Raw genomic sequence first — 18,453 nt, 5'->3', positions numbered from 1 at the left:
TCCGTTTATTCATCTCTCGACCATGATGCTATTTCTTTAATATCCTGCGGCTGAGTCCGGCAACAACCACCAATCAGACGAGCTCCCGCTTCATACCATTGGCGGGCACTTTGTCCGAATGTCTCTGTACAAGTGCTGCCGTGCCATGTCTTGGTGACCGGGTCATATTCCTCCCCCAGATTGGGATATACCACCACAGGCTTATCCGTGTGGCTGCGTATTTCGTGAATAAGCGATGGAACGAATTTCGGCAAAGTGCAATTGATTCCTACAGCAGCCACTTGCTCATGCCCATTCAGCCACTCAGCACATGCAGCGGCAGACTCACCATTGCTGATATGCTGCCCATCCTTTGCGCTAAAGCTGATCCAGGCATACGTGCCAGGGAATTCCTTCAGCAATCGGGCAATGGCCTTGGCTTCAACCAGACAGGGTATCGTTTCACAAGCTAAAATATCTGCACCCGCCTCAATCAGAGCTTTCATACGCGGCCTGTGGAACTCCACTAGCTGTTCCTCGCTCAGTTTGTAATCGCCGCGATACTCTGATCCATCTGCCAAAAACGCCCCGTAAGGGCCTACAGAGGCCGCGACTAGCGGCTTGGGACGATGCCGCTGACTTGCAGTAGCCGTCACGTCAGCCCAAAACTCATCGCGTGCCTGCACAGCAATCCGCACCGATGATTGAATCAGCTCCAGCGCCTCATTTTCGCTTAGGCCTCGTTTAACATAGCCTTCAACGGTAGCCTGATAGCTCGCAGTAATCGCACAGTCTGCCCCAGCCTCAAAATAATCTCTATGCACACGCTTGATCGACTCCGGATGCTCATGGAGGATTTTAGCTGACCATAAGCTATCGTTCAGATCATGTCCATGACGCTCCAGTTCGGTCGCCATCGCGCCGTCCAGCACGATCAGCTGAAATTCGTCCAGTATATGTTGTATCGGATTCATGCGGCCCCTCCTGCTCGTCTTTTCTATTTAACCCACTAATCAAGTAGGGTTTAATGATTTACATTATAGCACGGATGTTGATGGGCACTCACAAAGCCAAGAAATAATCATTCCGTGAAGACGTCCCCTCTCGTTTCATTTGCCTTCTGAGTTAACGTATAAATTTTTTAAATTAGTTTCATAAGTTAAATTAATTAGATATTGTTCTTTTTTTCACAAAGTCATTTTACTATAAAAGTGCAAACCAACACTTTGGCCAAAAGATCAGGGAATTGCATCGTCACATTCTGCATCGTCATTTATGTGAAAAAAGGTACAAGAGAGGGTTTTATCTATGTCTTTACTAGAAATGATTACAGCGACCTTAACAGATAACAAAATTGTCAGTTCTATCGCTTCCACCGTTTTTATTATCCTTCTTGGTTTCTTTTGCCGTAAGAAGGGGATTTTTAACGCAGCAGTAGGAAAGTTGTTATCCAAGGTTGTTCTAACCGTGGCTCTACCAGCACTAGCCTTTAATTCTTTCATGCAGGACATTAATCCTACAATGTTAAAACAAGGAATGAATGTTTTAATATGGGGAGTTCTAATTTATATTATTCTCATCTTTATTTCTAAACCGTTCTTTCTGAGCTACAACAAGGATAAACAGGATGTTTTGCGGGTGTTAACCATTTTCGGTTCTACGACTTTCTTCGGAATTCCAATTGTCGGAGCCATTTACGGTCCTACCGGAGTGATGTACAGTTCCATTTTTAACATAGGGTACCGCATTTTCTTATACTCCTATGGCTATATCAAAATGAGCGGCTTGAAAATGGAGCTTAAAAATCTCAAAACCATGTTTTTGAATCCAATCGTTATCGCCACGTTTCTAGGCTTGTTTGTTTGGTTGTTTCAAGGTTATTTGCCACAGATGAGTGTAGCTACAGAGGATGGGGCCATTCAGCAGTTCGCCTTTCTAAGAATTGATCAAACCGCTGTCTGGCTGTTCAAGCCCATGACCTACCTTGCTGGACTAGCTTCTCCGTTAGCCTGGTTATCGATTGGCTCGACATTAGGGGAGATCAGCTTCAAGTCGGCAGCTACTGATAAGACCTCTTGGTATTACAGCATAGTTAAGGTTTGGCTTGTACCTATTGTTAACATCGTCTTGCTGGCTTTGTTGACTGTATCTCATATTCTGTCAGTCGATTCAGTCGCTTTAGCTACTATTGTCATCATGATGGCTACTCCAACAGCTACCGTAGCCGCAGCCTATGCGATCAGTTTTGATAAGGAAGCCATATTGACCTCCAATGCATCGCTTCTCTCAACTATTACTTCTGTCGTCATGATTCCAGTGTGGATCGTTACGCTCAATGTCATTGATAAAATTGGAATTTTCTAAATCAGGGGGAAAACAACATGTTAAAAATCATTTGCTATGGTGTCCGTTCTTATGAGAAACCCTATTTTCAGGATCTCAATAAATATAACTTTCAACTAACGCTGGTAGAAGAGTTGTTAACCACTAGCAATGCAGAATTGGCACAGCATCACGATGCCGTTTTGCTAAGAGGAAACTGTGCTGCCAATCGGGAAAATATCACAAAATTCAATGAATACGGCATTCGATATGTTTTTACCAGAACAGTCGGAATCAACCACATTGATTTGGATGCCTGCAGCGAATTCGGAATGAAGGTGGCACGCGTGCCATCCTACTCTCCGAATGCCATCGCCGAGCTCTCCTTAACCTTAGCAATGATGCTGTTCCGACACACCGCTTATATGACTACCAAAAGCTCGTTCAAAAATTTCATTGTGGACGAGCATACATTCAGCAAAGAGATTCACAATTGTAAAGTTGGGATTATTGGGGTCGGCCGCATCGGTCTGACGGAAGCCAAATTATTTAAAGGATTAGGTTCTTCTGTTATCGGCTATGATGTGTACCAATCGGACGCGGCCAAGGAAGTCATTCCATTCACAACCTTGGATGAATTACTAACAGAGTGTGATGTCGTTAGTGTGCATGTTCCTTATCTGCCGGGACAGAACGACAAAATGATTAACGCCAGCTTTTTAGCAAAAATGAAGAAGGGATCTATTCTCATTAATACATCACGTGGAGAATTACAAGATAACCAAGCCATTTTGGACGCTTTGCTCAGTAACCATCTGGAAGGCTTCGCTACGGATGTCTTCCCTAAGGAAGATGAATTATTCTTTAGAGCATTTGAACCATGGCAAATGCTCCCGGACCCAACGATCCAGAAGCTTGTGGAGCTGTATCCAAGAGTTTTGGTAACGCCTCATGCTGGCTCGAATACCGTTACGGCGTTATCCAACATGATTGAAACTAGCTACGACAACTTCCATGATATCGTTACAACTCATTCTTCAGATAACCTAGTCCCACTTCCTGTTCTCTCTATGAAATAAATAATTAGGAAGCTCGGCACTCTTGTTGAACAAAAAAAGAACCGCTATTTCCAGATTACAATGGAAATGGCGGTTCTTTTATATCAGAATTCAACTGATAGAGCATTAGCGGCCTGCCAACCTTGTGGTATTCTATCGATTCAACCAGGAAGCCATCGTCCACCAGGAACTGAATATATTTTTTTACCGTGATACGGGACAAGTCCACTTCTCTGGCTAACGTTTCAACCGAGAATGGTCCGTCCAGCTCTTGAATACTCTTCAGTATCGTGGTCATGGTCAGTTTGGACAAATTTTTAGACAGGTTTTTCGGTAGATTATGCGATGGTTGTTCAACAGTTTTTTTCTTTTCCACACCCGCATGCTCTTCTTTATTAAAATAATGGTCAATGACAGCTTGATTAATTCCGTTCCCTTCCTCCATCACCGTGGCTAGGCGCTGGATTTTCTCAACAGCCAGTCTAAAGCGTTCGAATGTAAAGGGTTTAATTAAATAGTCTGCAACACCATAAAAAACAGCTTCCTTCACCGTCTGAATATCTTTTGCAGCCGTAATTAAAATAACCGAAGCATGATATTGATGCTCCTGCATATGTGATAATAAAGTTAATCCGCTTTTTCCAGGTAAATAAACGTCCAGTAATACCAGATCCGGTTTCCATTTTTGAAGACAGTCCTGTGCTTTCTTGACGGTATCTGCCTTACATACAACGTCCAAATTGTCCATGCGCTCGATAAACTGTTGATTGAGCTCAGCAACCATCGGATCATCCTCAACAATTAGAACTTTCATTCATTTGTCACCTCCAATGTACAGGGCAACTCTACATACATACTTGTTCCCAGACCCGGTTGGCTATCAAGCTCAATGATTCCTTGATGATTTTCCACCATGGTTTTAACCAGATTCAAGCCGTAGCCTCTGTCTTCTCCTTTGGTTGAAAAGCCATGCTCGAATATTCTTTTTTGCATCTCAAAATCAATCCCCAACCCATTATCTTTCACTTTCAAAATGAATACATTTCCCTCACACTCATAGTTCAATTTCAGCTCAATTTTGCCGGGTTCTTTTTTTTGTAAGATGGAATCTATGGCGTTGTCAAAAAAATTACCCAGGATGTGTATGACATCATGAACGATATCCTGCATCTCCACATTAGAGACATTCGAGCTTTCTGCAAGAAGAACCGAAATATTCTGTTCGCGTGCTTCGTTGATTTTACCCATAATAAAACCTGCTAATGCCGGAACTTTAATTCTCTCAGTCAGAAAGCCTACCTCATCTTGATACCGGTGATTTAGCTGCTGAATATATTGACTGACCTCCGCATATTTCCTCATTTCAATCAGCCCGGATATTACGTGCATTTTGTTCATAAATTCATGGGTCTGTCCGCGAAGGGAGTTAATATAATATTTTGTACCACTTAACTGGTTGCTAAGATGGATCATCTCGGATTGGTCGCGTAACGTTGCAACCGCCCCAAAAAACTCATTTTCAATATATATAGGGGTTACTGTCGCAATGACTTCTATACCATTCACATAAAATGAGCGATCCTTGATCTTCTTCTTATCATCAAACACTCTCTTGAAGAGCACGTTATAAAAGTTGGTATCTAGCTGCTCGCCAATCGGGGCTTTTATCTCTTGGTTCGCCAGTTGGTACTTGGCCTGAGCTTCTTTGTTCATGAGCATAATTTTCTTGTCCGCCGAAATGGCTATAATTCCTTCAGCGACCTCATTTTCAATAATTTCTTTTTCGCGCAATCGTGTTGCTATCTCTTGCGGCTCAAGCCCAAATAAAATCGTTTTGATTTTCTGAGCCAGAATGATAGCGCCCAAAACTCCACTAAAGAGTCCCAGCATCAGCCCCCCAAAAATGGTATACTGCGCCTGCATCAAATCATGATTTAGGGTTCTCATGGTCAGCCCTACACATACAATGCCAATGACCTCATGCTGTTGATTAAATATCGGCGTAAAATATCGGTAACCTTTGCCCAAAATACCTATATTCTCAGAAAAATGTCCCTGACCGGATAGCGCCCTTTTGGCATCATTCAAATCAGAGAACGGCTTGCCAATCATGGTTTCATTCGGATGGGATAGCCGAATTAAATCGTGGTTCAAAATGACAACGAAATCCACATTAACGTTGTGCATGACTCCAAGCGAGTAGTCTTGGATCTGCTTCACAGGAACTCCCTGCTCAACATTACGAATAACATCGTTGTCACTAGCGACCACCTTGGCAATACCCGAAAGTTTTTCCTTCGTATTATCAAAATGTTGGTTAATTACGAAATTACGAATGAGAAGCAAGGATATAATTAAGGAAATAATAATAGCTAAAACAACCAAAATAATAATCATGAATTGTAGCGAAACCTTGAATTGTCGTCTCGGCTTCGACTTACCTATTAACCGCAATCCCATCACCCAGCTTCTTTGTCAAGCTCTCCATTAGGAAAAAGAGCCTATCTCTTCCCCTATAATCCCTTGTTATTCGACACCGTTTGACAATTCCCTTCTTATTTCGCAAGCTCTATGCATTCCAGCGACAACAACGTAAACTTTATCTGAATTAAGACAATATGCTGAATAAGGAAGTATCAACTCTCCATAATAAGGACGTATACCTAACGAAATGGAGGATATAGGATGATCGAAAATCTCGAAAGTAACTACAACTGCGCCAATGCAGGGCAGGATCTTCATCAACTCAAACAGGAACTCGCCGCGCTTCAGGAACAAGGTGCGAACGACCAGGCATCCGAGGATGCCATCCATCGGCTGGAAAATCAAATTTCGTTCATCTTGAACAAGTGCGATATTAACCACTAGTTGAAGCTTGGCTATTTCAGTAAATAAATAAAACCGGCTTGTCTTTTAAAGACAAGCCGGTTCTATATGAATTAGTGTATGCTAAAAGGTTTCAAATTCACAAAATTCCCCGTATCTCATCCAATGACTGCACCTTTTCACGCTGCATCCATTGTTCAAGTCCATGTACCAGTTCAGCCCCTGCATGTAAATGGACAAAGTTGTACGTTCCCACCTGAATGGCAGCGGCCCCTGCCATGGTGAATTCAATAATATCCTCTACCGAGCTAATCCCGCCCATCCCGATCACCGGAATCGACACCGCCTGTGCCACCTGATGAACCATGCGCAAGGCAATTGGCTTAATTGCCGGGCCGGAAAGACCAGCATACGTGTTGGCGAAGACACTGCGACGCCGGCGTATATCTATTTTCATCGCAGAAAATGTATTGATCAGCGAAACTCCGTCTGCGCCTTCTTCCTCGCACATAACCGCCATCTGCGTGATGTTCTCTGCGTTTGGAGACAGCTTGACGACCAACGGAAGCGCCGTCACATTGCGCACCTGACGCACAACCTCCCGCGCTACCTCCGTCTGGATACCAAATTGCATTCCACCCTGCTTCACGTTGGGACATGAAATGTTCAATTCCAGCATATCGACGCCTCTTCGATTCATCGTGCGTCGTTTTTGCGCGTTTTCCGTAATCATCGCTACGGCCTGAACATATTCCTCCAGATTGGAGCCGCCTACGTTGGCAATAATAGCCGTGTTCCAGTGAGTCATGTCATCCAGTTCATCCTTCAAAAAGGCGGCAACCCCCGGATTCTCCAGCCCTACACTATTGAGCATGCCGGATGCTGTCTCATGTATTCGTGATCCCGTATTACCAGCCTTCGGATGCAGGGTTAGTCCCTTGCCGACGATACCGCCCAATAATTCAGGAGAATAAAATTCCGCATACTCACGTCCGAATCCAAACGTACCGGAAGCCATGATGATCGGGTTCTTGAACGGTACACCCGCAATATTACACGCCATGGAGATCATCGAACTCCACCTCCTCCACCGGGAATACAGGCCCTTCTTTACATACCCTCCGATTGCCTCCACGGGTACGCATCGTACAGCCCAAACATGCGCCAATACCACAGGCCATGTGTCTTTCAGTTGAAATATATAAACGGGACGACGTATCCACCGTTTTCATGGCGAGTGCTTGCAACATCGGAGTTGGCCCGCAGGAGAACATATTTGCATAAAGCGTCGGATCGACCTGTTCGACGATGCTTCCCCCTACCTTGACCTGTACAGATGCCGCCACAGCTTCGAACGCTTCAACCCCGAAGGCTTGCTGTGCAAACCCCAGGTAAACATGCGCATGCGGGTAGTACTTTGCAGCCAACAGCAACGGAGCTGTACCCATGCCACCGCCGATTAAAGCCAAACTACCCTCTACCTGCGGAAAACCGTTTCCGAAAGGTCCTTCTAACTGAATCTCCTGACCAGGCTGTAATTGGGAAAACAAATTTGTCCCCTCTCCAACAACCCGATACAAAAAGGAAATACTCTCTTCCCCGATATCATAAATGCTGATGGGTCTGGGCAGCAGTGGATAACCTGTCCCGCTGCGCAGCATGTAAAACTGCCCCATGTTCCCTTTAAACTTTCCCTCTATTTTCATCACATAAATGCCCGGAACGAGCGCCACATTCGAAATTACGTTAGCCATATAACCCCTCCACTAACCACTCACTATAACGTAAAAGCAGCAACTATTACGTGACTATTTTCACATTTTAGGGCAACGTTTCGCCCTACGACTCGTGATATAAAAAAGCGTACTCCTGTTAGAGAGTACGCTTGTGTATTTAACTAATGGCTTCGCGCTCCGCATTGCGGCTACCCTTGGCATCCTTGCGAATTTGCTTGCTACGTAGCTGTCCGCAGGCTGCGTCAATATCGACTCCATGCTCCAGCCGAACACTACAGCTAATGCCTTGTTTTTTCAGCACATCATAGAAGCCCGTAATCGACTCCGACTCACTCCGCTGGTATTGGCTATGCTCATCCACCGGATTGTACGGAATCAGGTTTACATTGGCCAGATTACGACGATGGCCCACCAGCTCAGCCAGTTCGAGTGCATGCTCCTTACCGTCATTAACACCCTTCAGCAAGATGTACTCCAGCGTAATCCGACGATTTGTTTTGTCCAAATAATAATCAATCGCCTGCATGAGTTTCTCAATCGGAATCGCACGGTTGATCTTCATAATGCGAGTACGAATCTCATTATTCGGAGCATGGAGGGAGATCGCCAGATTGACATGCAGGTCGGAATCTGCAAATTCAATGATTTTATCGGCAAGTCCACTTGTGGAAACGGTAATATGCCGCGGCCCAATCGCCAGCCCTTTGTGATCCTTAATGACCCGAATGAAATCGGACAAGTTTACGAAGTTATCAAACGGTTCGCCAATTCCCATCACAACAACATGACTGACTTGGTCGCCCGGACGTTCCTGATCCAGATACAGCTGGACCTTCATAATTTGCTCTACAATTTCACCGCTGGACAGATCACGGCTCTTCTTCAACAATCCGCTCGCACAGAAGCTGCACCCAATGTTACATCCTACCTGCGTAGTCACACATACGGATAAGCCAAACTTATGCCGCATCAATACCGTCTCAATCAAATTACCATCCTGAAGCCGGAACAAGAACTTGACCGTCCCGTCTGCTGACTGTTGCTTCACGTGTTCTTCAAGTGTTTCAATGGAAAAGTGCTCTGCCAACAGGCGAGTACAATCCTCATGAACCTCTGCCATCGCTGCAAAATCAGTAACCCGCTTCCGGTACAATGCGTCCCATACCTGCAATGCCCGGGATTTCTTATGTCCATGCTCGATGAGCCATGCTGTCAATTGATCTAGCGTTAATCCATAAATGGATTCTTTTTTCATGTTCGATCCTCTTTTCAAAACATTCAAATTCGTCTTCCTCTATATAAAACTAAGCACGCACCATTCGTCTCAACCATCATTGCATCATAGCATGTTTAAGCTATCTGCGCTATTTAAGCGCCTCTTTCATTGTCCCAAATTTTAATTATGAACACAAGGGGGCAGGCACATTGTTTCTCCAAAATTTTAGCGTGAAATTATGTCTTGAAACCAAGTACAAGCCACATTAAACTATGCGACAGAACCTGTTCAACAAGAGCACGCAAAGACAGGATTACAGATACTCCTAATGATATGATCACAACTAAGGAAGGTGATGCGGTTGGAATGGTTGCTTCGGATCAAGAACGCACTCGATCTGATGGAAGAGAGAATGCAGCAGTCACTCGATATCGAGGAAATTGCAAAGGCAGCCTACTCGTCTCCTTTCCATTTTCAGCGCATGTTTCATATGCTAACCGGCGTCACGGTTGCAGAATATGTGCGCAAACGTCGATTGACCTTGGCTGCTCAGGAATTGAGTCTTTCTTCCGCCAAGGTGCTGGATGTAGCGTTCAAATACGGATATGATTCCCCCGAATCTTTTTCTAAAGCGTTCCGGAAGGTACACGGTATTTCTCCCTCTGAGGCCAGAAGCCCTGGGGTAAACCTGAAAGCCTTTCCACGCATCACCTTCCATCTATCGTTGAAGGGAGATCAGGAAATGGATTACAAAATTGTAGAGAAAACGGCCTTTACGGTCATTGGCAAGTCCATTCAAGTCACCACTAAGAACGGCGATAATCTTCGAGAAATCCCAAAATTCTGGAACGAACTGAATGCGGATGGTACATCGGATCGGATTCATGCCTTGGGGACAGGCGACGATATACTCGGTATATGCTTGGACATGAAACATGGGGAGGAGACGTTAAGTTACTTAATCGCCGCAGAAGGCAGCGAAGACGTAGCGACCGCGAATGGGCTGGAATCCAGAACCATTCCGGCTTCAACCTGGGCAGTGTTTACATCCATCGGCCCTATGCCTCACTCGATCCAAAAGGTATGGCAAAGAATTTTTCAGGAATGGTTCCCTGCCAGTAATTATGAGCATTCAGGCGGCCCGGAACTAGAAGTGTATACTATGGGAGATTCACATGCTGAAGACTACCGAAGTGAAGTTTGGATTCCGATTAAGAAAAAGTAAACAAACCGAACCGACTGCCGATTGCAGTCGGTTTTATACCGTACTGCATTTACATCATAAGATGACAGAAAACACAATTCCCTGCATACTCGCTACTCTAGCTCAATGCACCGAGGACCATTCCCCAAGCTCCTCCTTCAACACAGAATATAGCCTTGAGCTTGCCAGCCTTAGCGGATAGTCTGTTGCTTTGCAAAGAAGGCCGAAGGTCATATCGATCAGGCTGCCGCTTAATTCCCTCACCGCTACTCCTGCCGGGATAGGACTGACCAGAATTTGTGGCACAAGGGCAATACCCAAATCGCTTTCCACATAAAATTTCAGAGCCGTCATGCTGCCAATTTCCATCGTGTCTAGCGTGGTTATTCCATATTCCTTCATGACCATTTCAAGTTTGCGACGATATGGACAGCTGGCCGATGTAATAAGCAACCGATGCCCCTGTAAATCCTCTGGCCCAATGTTTTCTTTTTCCGCAAGCGGGTGATTTTCAGGCATTAAAACTACAAAATTCTCCTTAAATAAAGGTTCAAAATATAGCTCTGTTCCCACATCCGGTGTGGAACACAGCGCTAAGTCAATATCTCCCTTGAGAATACGCTCGCTTAAGGTAGGGGTATTCCCAAACTCAACAGAAACCCGAATATTCGGATAATGGGTTAAGAAGCGTTTTAAAATTTCTGGTAGTCGATAACTGGCAGTCGGTTCGGTCACTCCTATACGAATGTTACCTGTAGTCCCTCTTTGCAGATTGTCCATATTTTCATACAATTGCTCCATATCCTTTACAATATGTAGACTTTGCTCGTAAAACATCCTACCCGCTTCAGTTAACTTTATTTTCTTGCCCCGTTCGATCAGTTGAATTCCCATATCGGACTCCAGCTTCTGTATTTGCATCGTCACGGTAGATTGTGCATAATTCAACTCTTCCGCTGCACGCATAAAACTTCCGTAATTCACAATCATTTGAAATGTTTTGAGCGTTTTAATGTCCATTCTCAGTCTCCTATATGCACAATTAATTCAATTTTATTGAATCATAAATTCAGTTAATTCAATTATACGGAACACAATACATCCTCTACAATGATACATATCAGATCATATTATTTTCAGACGCAAAATGAACTGGTTGGAGAAGGAGCGAATATCTATGGATTTACATCAAAAAGTAGCACTGGTTACAGGTGGAGGTACAGGAATTGGGAGAGCCGCATGTATGGCCTTGGCAGATCGAAAAGCTACGGTAGTCGTAAACTATTCCCGCTCTAAAAACGATGCTGTGGAAACCGTACGTATGATCCTTGAAAAGGGCGGACGTGCTATCGCATTACAGGCAGATGTTTCCCGAGATCAGGAAGTTCGAACTATGGTTGACCAGATTGTCCAGCAATTCGGTACGATTGATATACTCGTGAATAACGCTAGCATTACACATCACATTCCTATGGATGATCTGGAGTCAGCCACGGAAGAGGTATGGGATGATCTATTTGATGTAAATGTAAAAGGCATGTTTTACTGTGCCAGAGCCGTAGCTCCTTTTATGAAGCGTAGTAAACAAGGGGCTATCGTCAATCTGGGAAGTATAGCAGGGCAAACAGGGCTAGGTTCCTCTCTTCCCTATGCGGTATCCAAAGCGGCCGTCCACGGGCTGACCAAATCTTTAGCACGAGCACTAGCACCGGATATTCGCGTCAATTGCATCGTGCCGGGAGCCGTAGCGACAAGATGGTGGGCAGGCAGGGAAGAACAAATGAAGCAACTGTTTCCTCATTTGCTCCTACAGCGCATTTCCACGCCCGAAGATATTGCCAGCATGATCTGCTCTGCTTTGGAACAGGAAGCCATGACAGGCCAGATTATTACGGTGGACAGCGGACAAACACTTTAAAGATACTGAGACTTCTGCGTAAAAAAACAAGCCGCCTTCTCAGACAGAAGGCGGCTTTTGAGCTATCGTATACCGTCGTTGACTACGTTTTAGCTTAAAGATACCGCAATTCGTGTACCTTTCACGAATTTAGCAAATAAGTACCGAACAAGCGGCCCTACAATTAAGAGCTGCAGAGGGAAAGCAAAAATAAAATTCTTAAAAACTAAAGACAAGTAATTTTTAAATAATGAGTCTCCCGAAAGACCATTAAAAAAGTAAGCTGTCCCCAATCCATAAAGTGACATACAAAGAACCATTCCAATGACCATACAGCATGAAAGGGACAGAATCACAAATACCTTTTTAGATTTGTCGTATGGTAATGAGAAGGCTATCTTCTTTGCTAGTGGACCGACAATAAATAATTCCAATACGAAAGCAATGATAAAACATAAAATAAATTGAAGAAACATTACTTTTAGAGATATTATGCCAATCAAGTCATTTGTATATAGATTATAAAATGTCATGAATACGACCATCCCCAAGCACATCATTAAACCAAAATAAAAATCTTCTTTCTTCGTTGTTGGCAATTCCATCATCCCTTCTGTGTACCTTGGTAATTATATAAATAGTCGAAACCTCCACATAAGTGAACTTTCTGTGAACTTTATAGTAAGCGCTTCCCTTTATATATATAAGAAATAGGCATCGTTCAGCTCAACGATACCTCGGAATGTTGCAGTCATATCCCTCAATGATCTGCTTCTAAATCTAAGCCAAATCTCTTCAGCTCAATAAAAACACTTTCCAGTCGCTTCCCTTTTTCCGTTAACGAATATTCAACTCGCGGTGGAACCTCGGCATATACCTTTCTTTCTAACAAGCCGTTATCTTCAAGTTCCTTCAGGCGTAGAGAAAGCGTTTTGGGACTAATCCCCTTCATGGATTTCTGAAGTTGGCTGAATCTCAGTGTTCCTTCGATAAGCAGATCACGGATGATTAGAAAAGTCCATTTCGTTCCGATCAAATCAAGTGTTTGGGCAATAGGACACGGCTTGCCTGGTATTCCTTTGGTCAATTCAATAGGTTCTTGGGCGTGCATGGGAACTCCTCCAAAAATCATCTGTTAAACCCAATGGTATCACAATAGTTCCTTTTAGGAAACTATATGAATTAAATATCACTACTTCCCTAAATAAACTTATTACATATACAATATCGCTGTAGCAAGTCATGTTTTCTCTAATACGAGGAGGTAATCCATTTGCAAAACAAAAAGATTGTCATTATTGGTGGAAGCTCAGGTATCGGTCTAGAAACAGCTAAGCAAGTCATTTCGCTTGGAGCGGAAGTGGTAATCGCCAGCCGCTCAGAGGATAAATTGCACAAGGCCAAAGAAATGCTGGGCCCTCGTGCTGCAATATATGTGCTGGACACGTCAGATGAGCAGCAGGTAAAATCTTTCTTCGAAAAAGTCGGTCCCTATGATCATCTTATCGTTAGCGCCGCAGAAACATCAGGCGGGTCATTCCTTCAGTTGGAGACGGATCAAGCCCGCAAGCTATTCGAAAACAAATTTTGGGGTCAATATTATGCAGCTAAATACGGGGCTTCCCAACTCTCAAACAAAGGTTCCATTACTTTATTTTCAGGAGTGGTGGCATACAAGCCGATGATTGGCTCCTCTGCGCTCGGTGCTGTGAATGCAGCGGTTTCGAATCTTGGTCAAACCTTGGCGTTAGAACTTGCTCCCATCCGCGTGAATGTCGTCTCACCCGGCATTATTGATACACCTTCCCGCAGCAAAATGCCTGAAAATACGCGTAATCAATTCTATGATACGGTCGCGCATAAGCTTCCTGTGAAGCGAGTTGGACTTGCGGGGGATGTTGCACGAGGTGTACTTTATTTGATTCAAAATCAGTTTGTGACCGGAACCGTCCTTCATGTGGATGGCGGACACATTTTAACATAAAAGCTTCGTCTTAAATCCGTCAGTCATTTAACAAAAAAAACGGAGAACGCTCCCGCATCTTTGCTTGGGCGTTCTCCTCCTTTTCTTATCAATGAATGATTTCAAAAACTTTATCCTAGTGATGAATACGACGTTTGTTTCTCAAAATGTTGCGAATCATCTTGTGATTGGGGAGCTGCCTGAACAACATATGTCCGGGATGCGGATTGGCCTCGATAATCCAGATTTGACCGCTCTTTTCAATAGCAAGATCGATACCCAGCTCGCGAACCGGATGATTTTTATTTATCGTGTCGGCAATGATTCTAGAAAGCTCGATGATCTGGTCCAGAATCTCTTTCATTTTTATTCTGTCATTTTTAAAGACCCTTAAAAGCACTTTGGACAACGGCGCCGCATGTCCTCCCTTCCGATAGTTGGTAACGACTTTTCGAGGTGCAGCGACACGACCGGTTATTCCTGAAATGACCCATTCCGATTCCGGCTTCTGCATGTACACTCTGGCATCAAAAATGGAACCTTTGTACTTGGCTAGCTTAAGTCCTTGCTGTACCAAATAACGACGATGAGGTCTCCGATAGGTTCTAACTGCTCTTCTTACGGCGTGGGATCTAACGACTCTGCGACTGGAGCCACAACGAACCTCATATTTCCTCCCCAGCTTTTTCGCACGTATGATGCCAGTTCCTCCACTCCCATAATTAGGCTTGATAAAGACTGTGCGATAGGTATCCAGCATCCGTAAAGTCCTTGCATTACTGATCCAGCGGGTTTCGGGCAAGTGAGAACGTAAAATGGGATGTTGTTGCATTTCCTTGTATTGAATCATCTTTCCAATGGGCACGAATATCCCTCGATTCTGTTGGGTTTTTGCACACATTACATGAATATGCATCTATATTCTATCTTGGTAACGGCGAATGCCACAGTTTGCTATGAAAGAGGCAAATCTTCTACTTTCTTTAAGGCGAGTCTTCTTTGATTTCAAGAGAGAGATGGACAATGTGTTCTGCAAGACGAAGTTATTGTAAATACCTATAAAGTTGATCCTAATAATATATTAGACCAATAATAATTCTGGATATATGATGTATTAAATAATAACGTGAGGAGGAACGTTAACATGTCTATTTATGATTTTCAAGCAACCTCAATTAACGGGAAACCGATTGAATTCTCAGACTACAGAGGAAAGGTTCTCCTCATTGTAAACACAGCCAGCAAGTGTAGCTTCTCCAGTCAATTCGCGGATCTGCAGAGGCTCTACGATAGACGGAGGGAGCAAGGCTTTGAAATCCTCGCGTTTCCTTGTAACCAATTCAATGAAAAAGAGCCAGGTAGCAATTCGGAGGTTCAGGGATTCTGTCAAATTAACCATGGAGTAACCTTCCCGCTCTTTGAGAAGACAGATGTAAGAGGCTCATCTCCTCATCCTTTATTTCAATATCTGACCCATCAGGCACCGTTTCAAGGCTTCGATACCCAAACCAAAGACGGTCAATGGATGGAGGATTTCCTGCGGGATAAGTATCCAGAAATATACGCTGGCGACGGTATCAAGTGGAATTTTTCTAAATTCTTGGTCGATCGCGATGGCCAGGTAAAAGGGAGATTTGAAGTAACAACGGAGCCCTCTGCCATTGATCCTGTCATCGAATCGCTATTGTAGTTTTTCTGTTCATTTCTTTGGATTCTTTAAAAAAAGAGTATCAAATGACAAAAATGAATATTTGTCATTTGATACTCTTTGTGTTATCCTGACTTCAAGGAGGTGACTCACACGGCACTTGACCGTGTCCCTATGGAAAAATCCTCAGATGTGCTAACCAAGGAACAGATTCTCATTGCTACTGAAGACACACTTAGGCGTTTTGGTGTAGCCAAAACCTCCGTAACCGATGTTGCCAAAGTATTGGGAGTAAGTCATGGCACCATTTACCGACACTTTAAAAGTAAGGCCGAGCTTCTTGAAGGCGTGACCGAGAAATGGCTGAATGAAAAGATTATTGGCCCGTTAACGGAGGTCTGTCAGAATTCATCTATACTGGGAACGCCACATTTAAAACGATATATACAGACCTTGGTTGAACTCAAACAGTATTATGCCCGCGACGACGAGGAAATGTTCGAGATGTATACGAGGGTCACCGAGCAAGCCGCTGATTTAATCGACCAGCATATCGCCCACATTGTGGATCATATCGCTGATATCATTGCACGCGGGGACATCATATCAGATCAGCCAGCCCAACTGGCGCGTACCCTTTTCTATGCCACAGCCCGTTTTCATCATCCCGCTCATGCTTACGAATGGAAGAGCCCTGTGATTAATCAGGAGTTTTCGGATGTGTGGACGCTTTTAGAAAAAGGAATCACTTAAAATAGATATGGAAAGCAGGGCTGAACACATATGAAGCATTTGGACGGAAAAACAGCAATTATCACCGGGTCCTCCAGAGGGATTGGACGTGCCATTGCCGAGCAACTGGCTGATCTAGGCGCTAATGTAGTCATCAATTATGCCAGCAGTCCGGACAAAGCCCAAGAAGTCGTCGAGAGCATTATCCAAAAAGGCGGCAAAGCCATAGCACTTCACGCTGATCTGGGAAAAATGAGTGATATTGAAGCATTATTTACAAATACGATTGCTGAATTTGGTAAAGTGGATATTCTGGTTAACAACGCTGGGCTGATGATCACCCAACCTCTGGCTGAGGTAACCGAAGCTGATTTTGACAAACAATTCGCACTGAATGTAAAGGGCACTTTCTTTGCCTGTCAGCAAGCCATGAAATATATGGAGGACTACGGAAGAATTGTGAACCTGTCCACATCCGTAATCGGACAAATGTTCCCGGCATATAGCGTATACGCAGGTACCAAGGGCGCAGTGGAGCAATTTACACGTCAGCTAGCCAAGGAGTTCGGAAGCAAGCAAATTACGATCAACGCCGTGGCCCCCGGTCCTGTGAACACCGAGCTTTTCCAAGCAGGAAAAACCGAGCAGCAAATCGAAGGCATGAAAAAAATGAATGCTATGGGTCGGCTCGGCGAACCGGAAGATATCGCTGATGTGATTGAGTTCCTGGTCAGCGCCAAATCACAGTGGGTTACCGGGCAGACGATCCGCGTCAATGGCGGGTTCATCTAAAAGCTGGAATACATGGAATGGAGGCTGTTTACGTTCATGATATTACACAAAGGCGAGACCTTATTTCGACAAGGAGAATCCGGTCCTTTATATCACTTAAAGAGCGGCTTGTTAAAAATTGTCCGAGTCCATGAAGACGGCTCGCAAATTTTAGTTAATGTGATTGTGCCCGATGAAATCATCCCGCACCACTCCCTGATCAGCCCCAATCCTTATTATGGTACAGCGGTGGCGTTGGTAACCTCTGAGATTGGGGTTTTGTCGCAAAAAGAATGGTATCTAAAGCTGGAGCAAGACCCAGCTCAATGTCGGGAGATCGCTTTGCAGCTACAGGACAAATTGCGCATGATGCAGCAACGAATTGACCAGCTCACCGAGGTGTCACCTGCTGAGAAGCTTCGGAAGCTTCAACGCTGGTTCCACTCCTACATCGCACCCGCCACGTTAACGGACGTGCTGACGCAGGAGGAAATCGGCCAGTTTATAGGGCTGCGTCGGGAGACGATTAATCGGCTATTGCGTGCTTCAAGCGCTCCTTCTGCAAAAGATGATGACGATAATGCATCTCGATGAGCGAAAACCATTCTCCAGCATTCAGCGCGCCGAAACTGGGATGAGAGACGGTAGACGGCCCTGTTGATTTCCCAACGGTTGGCTCAATCTCTCTCATCTTGCGGATCACGACGTTTAATCCCTCCACAATCTCTTCTTTGCTAGTGGGTTGTTGGGGAGTGTACTGCGGGGATGGTGGAACTTGGATGCGCATTGGTGGAAAGCTCCCCAGATTAAAAATGGCCGTGCCTGCCTCCGTTTTAACTCCGGTCTCCCCATTAGGCTGTAGACAAAGATCAATGTTCTTAAGATGCATATACAGTGCAGAGTTCACCAAATGAAGATACATTTGTCCAAGCGACCATTGACCCTCCTGAGTTGTGTACTGCAATTGCTCCAAGCTAAAGCTGTCCAATTCAAGAAGATAGTGTTGTGCCGTTTCTTCGAAACGCTGTAATGTTTCAGTTGTATTCATATATTAATAATTGCCCCTCTCTATCAAAGTAGCTTTACTATACAAAAATGCTA

Annotated in this window: 21 protein-coding genes; 10 read left to right on the top strand and 11 right to left on the bottom strand. The window is 44.4% G+C overall.

What is annotated here, in order from left to right:
- Positions 1-5: 5 nt before the first annotated feature.
- Positions 6-953, bottom strand: coding sequence for a homocysteine S-methyltransferase (gene mmuM / locus NLX78_RS05685; RefSeq protein WP_254349852.1), 948 nt, complete (start codon positions 951-953; stop codon positions 6-8).
- A gap of 334 nt (positions 954-1,287) precedes the next feature.
- On the opposite strand from mmuM, the gene NLX78_RS05680 reads away from it, so the two are divergent.
- Entirely contained in the window at positions 1,288-2,343 is a 1,056-nt protein-coding gene (locus tag NLX78_RS05680; RefSeq protein ID WP_061829816.1) for an AEC family transporter, read from the top strand.
- 17 nt (positions 2,344-2,360) lie between these two features.
- On the top strand, positions 2,361-3,380 hold the full coding sequence (locus NLX78_RS05675) for a 2-hydroxyacid dehydrogenase (protein WP_254349851.1): 1,020 nt from the start codon (positions 2,361-2,363) through the stop codon (positions 3,378-3,380).
- 55 nt (positions 3,381-3,435) lie between these two features.
- On the opposite strand, the gene NLX78_RS05670 is transcribed toward NLX78_RS05675, so the two are convergent.
- Positions 3,436-4,173, bottom strand: coding sequence for a response regulator (locus NLX78_RS05670; protein ID WP_254349850.1), 738 nt, complete (start codon positions 4,171-4,173; stop codon positions 3,436-3,438).
- Complete coding sequence (locus tag NLX78_RS05665) at positions 4,170-5,819, bottom strand: ATP-binding protein (RefSeq protein WP_254349849.1); 1,650 nt, start codon at positions 5,817-5,819, stop codon at positions 4,170-4,172. Before NLX78_RS05665 ends, NLX78_RS05670 begins: the two co-directional genes overlap by 4 nt.
- Before the next feature lie 225 nt (positions 5,820-6,044).
- On the opposite strand from NLX78_RS05665, the gene NLX78_RS05660 reads away from it, so the two are divergent.
- The gene (locus tag NLX78_RS05660; RefSeq protein WP_061829813.1) at positions 6,045-6,227 is read left to right on the top strand and encodes a hypothetical protein; all 183 of its coding nucleotides are present in this window, start codon (positions 6,045-6,047) and stop codon (positions 6,225-6,227) included.
- 97 nt (positions 6,228-6,324) lie between these two features.
- On the opposite strand, the gene NLX78_RS05655 is transcribed toward NLX78_RS05660, so the two are convergent.
- From NLX78_RS05655 to rlmN, 3 genes are all read right to left on the bottom strand, one after another.
- On the bottom strand, positions 6,325-7,257 hold the full coding sequence (locus tag NLX78_RS05655; protein ID WP_061829812.1) for a dihydroorotate dehydrogenase: 933 nt from the start codon (positions 7,255-7,257) through the stop codon (positions 6,325-6,327).
- Positions 7,238-7,939, bottom strand: coding sequence for a dihydroorotate dehydrogenase electron transfer subunit (locus NLX78_RS05650; RefSeq protein WP_069290692.1), 702 nt, complete (start codon positions 7,937-7,939; stop codon positions 7,238-7,240). The genes NLX78_RS05655 and NLX78_RS05650 overlap by 20 nt, the downstream gene beginning before the upstream one ends.
- A 139-nt stretch (positions 7,940-8,078) precedes the next feature.
- Positions 8,079-9,176: a dual-specificity RNA methyltransferase RlmN gene (rlmN, locus tag NLX78_RS05645; protein WP_254349848.1), complete on the bottom strand. Its 1,098-nt coding sequence runs from the start codon at positions 9,174-9,176 to the stop codon at positions 8,079-8,081.
- A gap of 316 nt (positions 9,177-9,492) precedes the next feature.
- Between rlmN and NLX78_RS05640 the strand changes: the two genes are divergently transcribed.
- Positions 9,493-10,362 (top strand): AraC family transcriptional regulator, encoded by an 870-nt coding sequence (locus NLX78_RS05640; protein WP_254349847.1) that lies wholly within the window; start codon positions 9,493-9,495, stop codon positions 10,360-10,362.
- A gap of 102 nt (positions 10,363-10,464) precedes the next feature.
- Here the strand turns inward: NLX78_RS05640 and NLX78_RS05635 are convergent, their stop codons facing one another.
- Complete coding sequence (locus NLX78_RS05635; RefSeq protein ID WP_254349846.1) at positions 10,465-11,361, bottom strand: LysR family transcriptional regulator; 897 nt, start codon at positions 11,359-11,361, stop codon at positions 10,465-10,467.
- 157 nt (positions 11,362-11,518) lie between these two features.
- Here NLX78_RS05635 and NLX78_RS05630 point away from each other — a divergent pair, with 157 nt between their 5' ends.
- Positions 11,519-12,259, top strand: coding sequence for an SDR family NAD(P)-dependent oxidoreductase (locus tag NLX78_RS05630; RefSeq protein WP_254349845.1), 741 nt, complete (start codon positions 11,519-11,521; stop codon positions 12,257-12,259).
- A gap of 89 nt (positions 12,260-12,348) precedes the next feature.
- Here NLX78_RS05630 and NLX78_RS05625 read toward each other — a convergent pair whose 3' ends face one another.
- Both NLX78_RS05625 and NLX78_RS05620 read right to left on the bottom strand, forming a co-directional pair.
- On the bottom strand, positions 12,349-12,837 hold the full coding sequence (locus NLX78_RS05625) for a DUF2798 domain-containing protein (RefSeq protein WP_235306740.1): 489 nt from the start codon (positions 12,835-12,837) through the stop codon (positions 12,349-12,351).
- A 161-nt stretch (positions 12,838-12,998) separates the two neighbouring features.
- The gene (locus NLX78_RS05620; RefSeq protein WP_069290696.1) at positions 12,999-13,349 is read right to left on the bottom strand and encodes a winged helix-turn-helix transcriptional regulator; all 351 of its coding nucleotides are present in this window, start codon (positions 13,347-13,349) and stop codon (positions 12,999-13,001) included.
- 162 nt (positions 13,350-13,511) lie between these two features.
- On the opposite strand from NLX78_RS05620, the gene NLX78_RS05615 reads away from it, so the two are divergent.
- Positions 13,512-14,222, top strand: a complete 711-nt coding sequence (locus NLX78_RS05615) for an SDR family oxidoreductase (RefSeq protein ID WP_254349844.1) — start codon at positions 13,512-13,514, stop codon at positions 14,220-14,222.
- A gap of 115 nt (positions 14,223-14,337) precedes the next feature.
- Here NLX78_RS05615 and NLX78_RS05610 read toward each other — a convergent pair whose 3' ends face one another.
- Entirely contained in the window at positions 14,338-15,117 is a 780-nt protein-coding gene (locus NLX78_RS05610; RefSeq protein ID WP_254349843.1) for a YheC/YheD family protein, read from the bottom strand.
- A gap of 228 nt (positions 15,118-15,345) precedes the next feature.
- Here NLX78_RS05610 and NLX78_RS05605 point away from each other — a divergent pair, with 228 nt between their 5' ends.
- From NLX78_RS05605 to NLX78_RS05590, 4 genes are all read left to right on the top strand, one after another.
- Positions 15,346-15,891 (top strand): glutathione peroxidase, encoded by a 546-nt coding sequence (locus tag NLX78_RS05605; RefSeq protein WP_254349842.1) that lies wholly within the window; start codon positions 15,346-15,348, stop codon positions 15,889-15,891.
- A 132-nt stretch (positions 15,892-16,023) separates the two neighbouring features.
- Positions 16,024-16,602, top strand: coding sequence for a TetR/AcrR family transcriptional regulator (locus NLX78_RS05600; RefSeq protein ID WP_254349841.1), 579 nt, complete (start codon positions 16,024-16,026; stop codon positions 16,600-16,602).
- Between the two features lie 30 nt (positions 16,603-16,632).
- Positions 16,633-17,373, top strand: a complete 741-nt coding sequence (locus NLX78_RS05595) for an SDR family oxidoreductase (protein WP_165178172.1) — start codon at positions 16,633-16,635, stop codon at positions 17,371-17,373.
- A 36-nt stretch (positions 17,374-17,409) separates the two neighbouring features.
- Positions 17,410-17,946 (top strand): Crp/Fnr family transcriptional regulator, encoded by a 537-nt coding sequence (locus NLX78_RS05590; RefSeq protein WP_069290701.1) that lies wholly within the window; start codon positions 17,410-17,412, stop codon positions 17,944-17,946.
- Here NLX78_RS05590 and NLX78_RS05585 read toward each other — a convergent pair.
- Positions 17,879-18,400 (bottom strand): DinB family protein, encoded by a 522-nt coding sequence (locus tag NLX78_RS05585; protein ID WP_254349840.1) that lies wholly within the window; start codon positions 18,398-18,400, stop codon positions 17,879-17,881. The genes NLX78_RS05590 and NLX78_RS05585 overlap by 68 nt on opposite strands.
- Between the last annotated feature and the right edge of the window lie 53 nt (positions 18,401-18,453).

This window comes from Paenibacillus sp. Lou8.1 (assembly GCF_024213565.1).
Taxonomy (GTDB): domain Bacteria; phylum Bacillota; class Bacilli; order Paenibacillales; family Paenibacillaceae; genus Paenibacillus; species Paenibacillus polymyxa_B.
Note: the sequence above shows the minus strand (reverse complement) of the source record. Positions and strands in the feature narration are given on the sequence as shown.

What these genes read in the sequence shown, in the direction of transcription:
- mmuM (WP_254349852.1), bottom strand. Translation starts at nt 953, where the DNA reads ATGAATCCGATACAACATATACTGGACGAATTTCAGCTGATCGTGCTG.
- NLX78_RS05680 (WP_061829816.1), top strand. Translation starts at nt 1,288, where the DNA reads ATGTCTTTACTAGAAATGATTACAGCGACCTTAACAGATAACAAAATT.
- NLX78_RS05675 (WP_254349851.1), top strand. Translation starts at nt 2,361, where the DNA reads ATGTTAAAAATCATTTGCTATGGTGTCCGTTCTTATGAGAAACCCTAT.
- NLX78_RS05670 (WP_254349850.1), bottom strand. Translation starts at nt 4,173, where the DNA reads ATGAAAGTTCTAATTGTTGAGGATGATCCGATGGTTGCTGAGCTCAAT.
- NLX78_RS05665 (WP_254349849.1), bottom strand. Translation starts at nt 5,819, where the DNA reads ATGGGATTGCGGTTAATAGGTAAGTCGAAGCCGAGACGACAATTCAAG.
- NLX78_RS05660 (WP_061829813.1), top strand. Translation starts at nt 6,045, where the DNA reads ATGATCGAAAATCTCGAAAGTAACTACAACTGCGCCAATGCAGGGCAG.
- NLX78_RS05655 (WP_061829812.1), bottom strand. Translation starts at nt 7,257, where the DNA reads ATGATCTCCATGGCGTGTAATATTGCGGGTGTACCGTTCAAGAACCCG.
- NLX78_RS05650 (WP_069290692.1), bottom strand. Translation starts at nt 7,939, where the DNA reads ATGGCTAACGTAATTTCGAATGTGGCGCTCGTTCCGGGCATTTATGTG.
- rlmN (WP_254349848.1), bottom strand. Translation starts at nt 9,176, where the DNA reads ATGAAAAAAGAATCCATTTATGGATTAACGCTAGATCAATTGACAGCA.
- NLX78_RS05640 (WP_254349847.1), top strand. Translation starts at nt 9,493, where the DNA reads ATGCGGTTGGAATGGTTGCTTCGGATCAAGAACGCACTCGATCTGATG.
- NLX78_RS05635 (WP_254349846.1), bottom strand. Translation starts at nt 11,361, where the DNA reads ATGGACATTAAAACGCTCAAAACATTTCAAATGATTGTGAATTACGGA.
- NLX78_RS05630 (WP_254349845.1), top strand. Translation starts at nt 11,519, where the DNA reads ATGGATTTACATCAAAAAGTAGCACTGGTTACAGGTGGAGGTACAGGA.
- NLX78_RS05620 (WP_069290696.1), bottom strand. Translation starts at nt 13,349, where the DNA reads ATGCACGCCCAAGAACCTATTGAATTGACCAAAGGAATACCAGGCAAG.
- NLX78_RS05610 (WP_254349843.1), bottom strand. Translation starts at nt 15,117, where the DNA reads ATGCATATTCATGTAATGTGTGCAAAAACCCAACAGAATCGAGGGATA.
- NLX78_RS05605 (WP_254349842.1), top strand. Translation starts at nt 15,346, where the DNA reads ATGTCTATTTATGATTTTCAAGCAACCTCAATTAACGGGAAACCGATT.
- NLX78_RS05600 (WP_254349841.1), top strand. Translation starts at nt 16,024, where the DNA reads ATGGAAAAATCCTCAGATGTGCTAACCAAGGAACAGATTCTCATTGCT.
- NLX78_RS05595 (WP_165178172.1), top strand. Translation starts at nt 16,633, where the DNA reads ATGAAGCATTTGGACGGAAAAACAGCAATTATCACCGGGTCCTCCAGA.
- NLX78_RS05590 (WP_069290701.1), top strand. Translation starts at nt 17,410, where the DNA reads ATGATATTACACAAAGGCGAGACCTTATTTCGACAAGGAGAATCCGGT.
- NLX78_RS05585 (WP_254349840.1), bottom strand. Translation starts at nt 18,400, where the DNA reads ATGAATACAACTGAAACATTACAGCGTTTCGAAGAAACGGCACAACAC.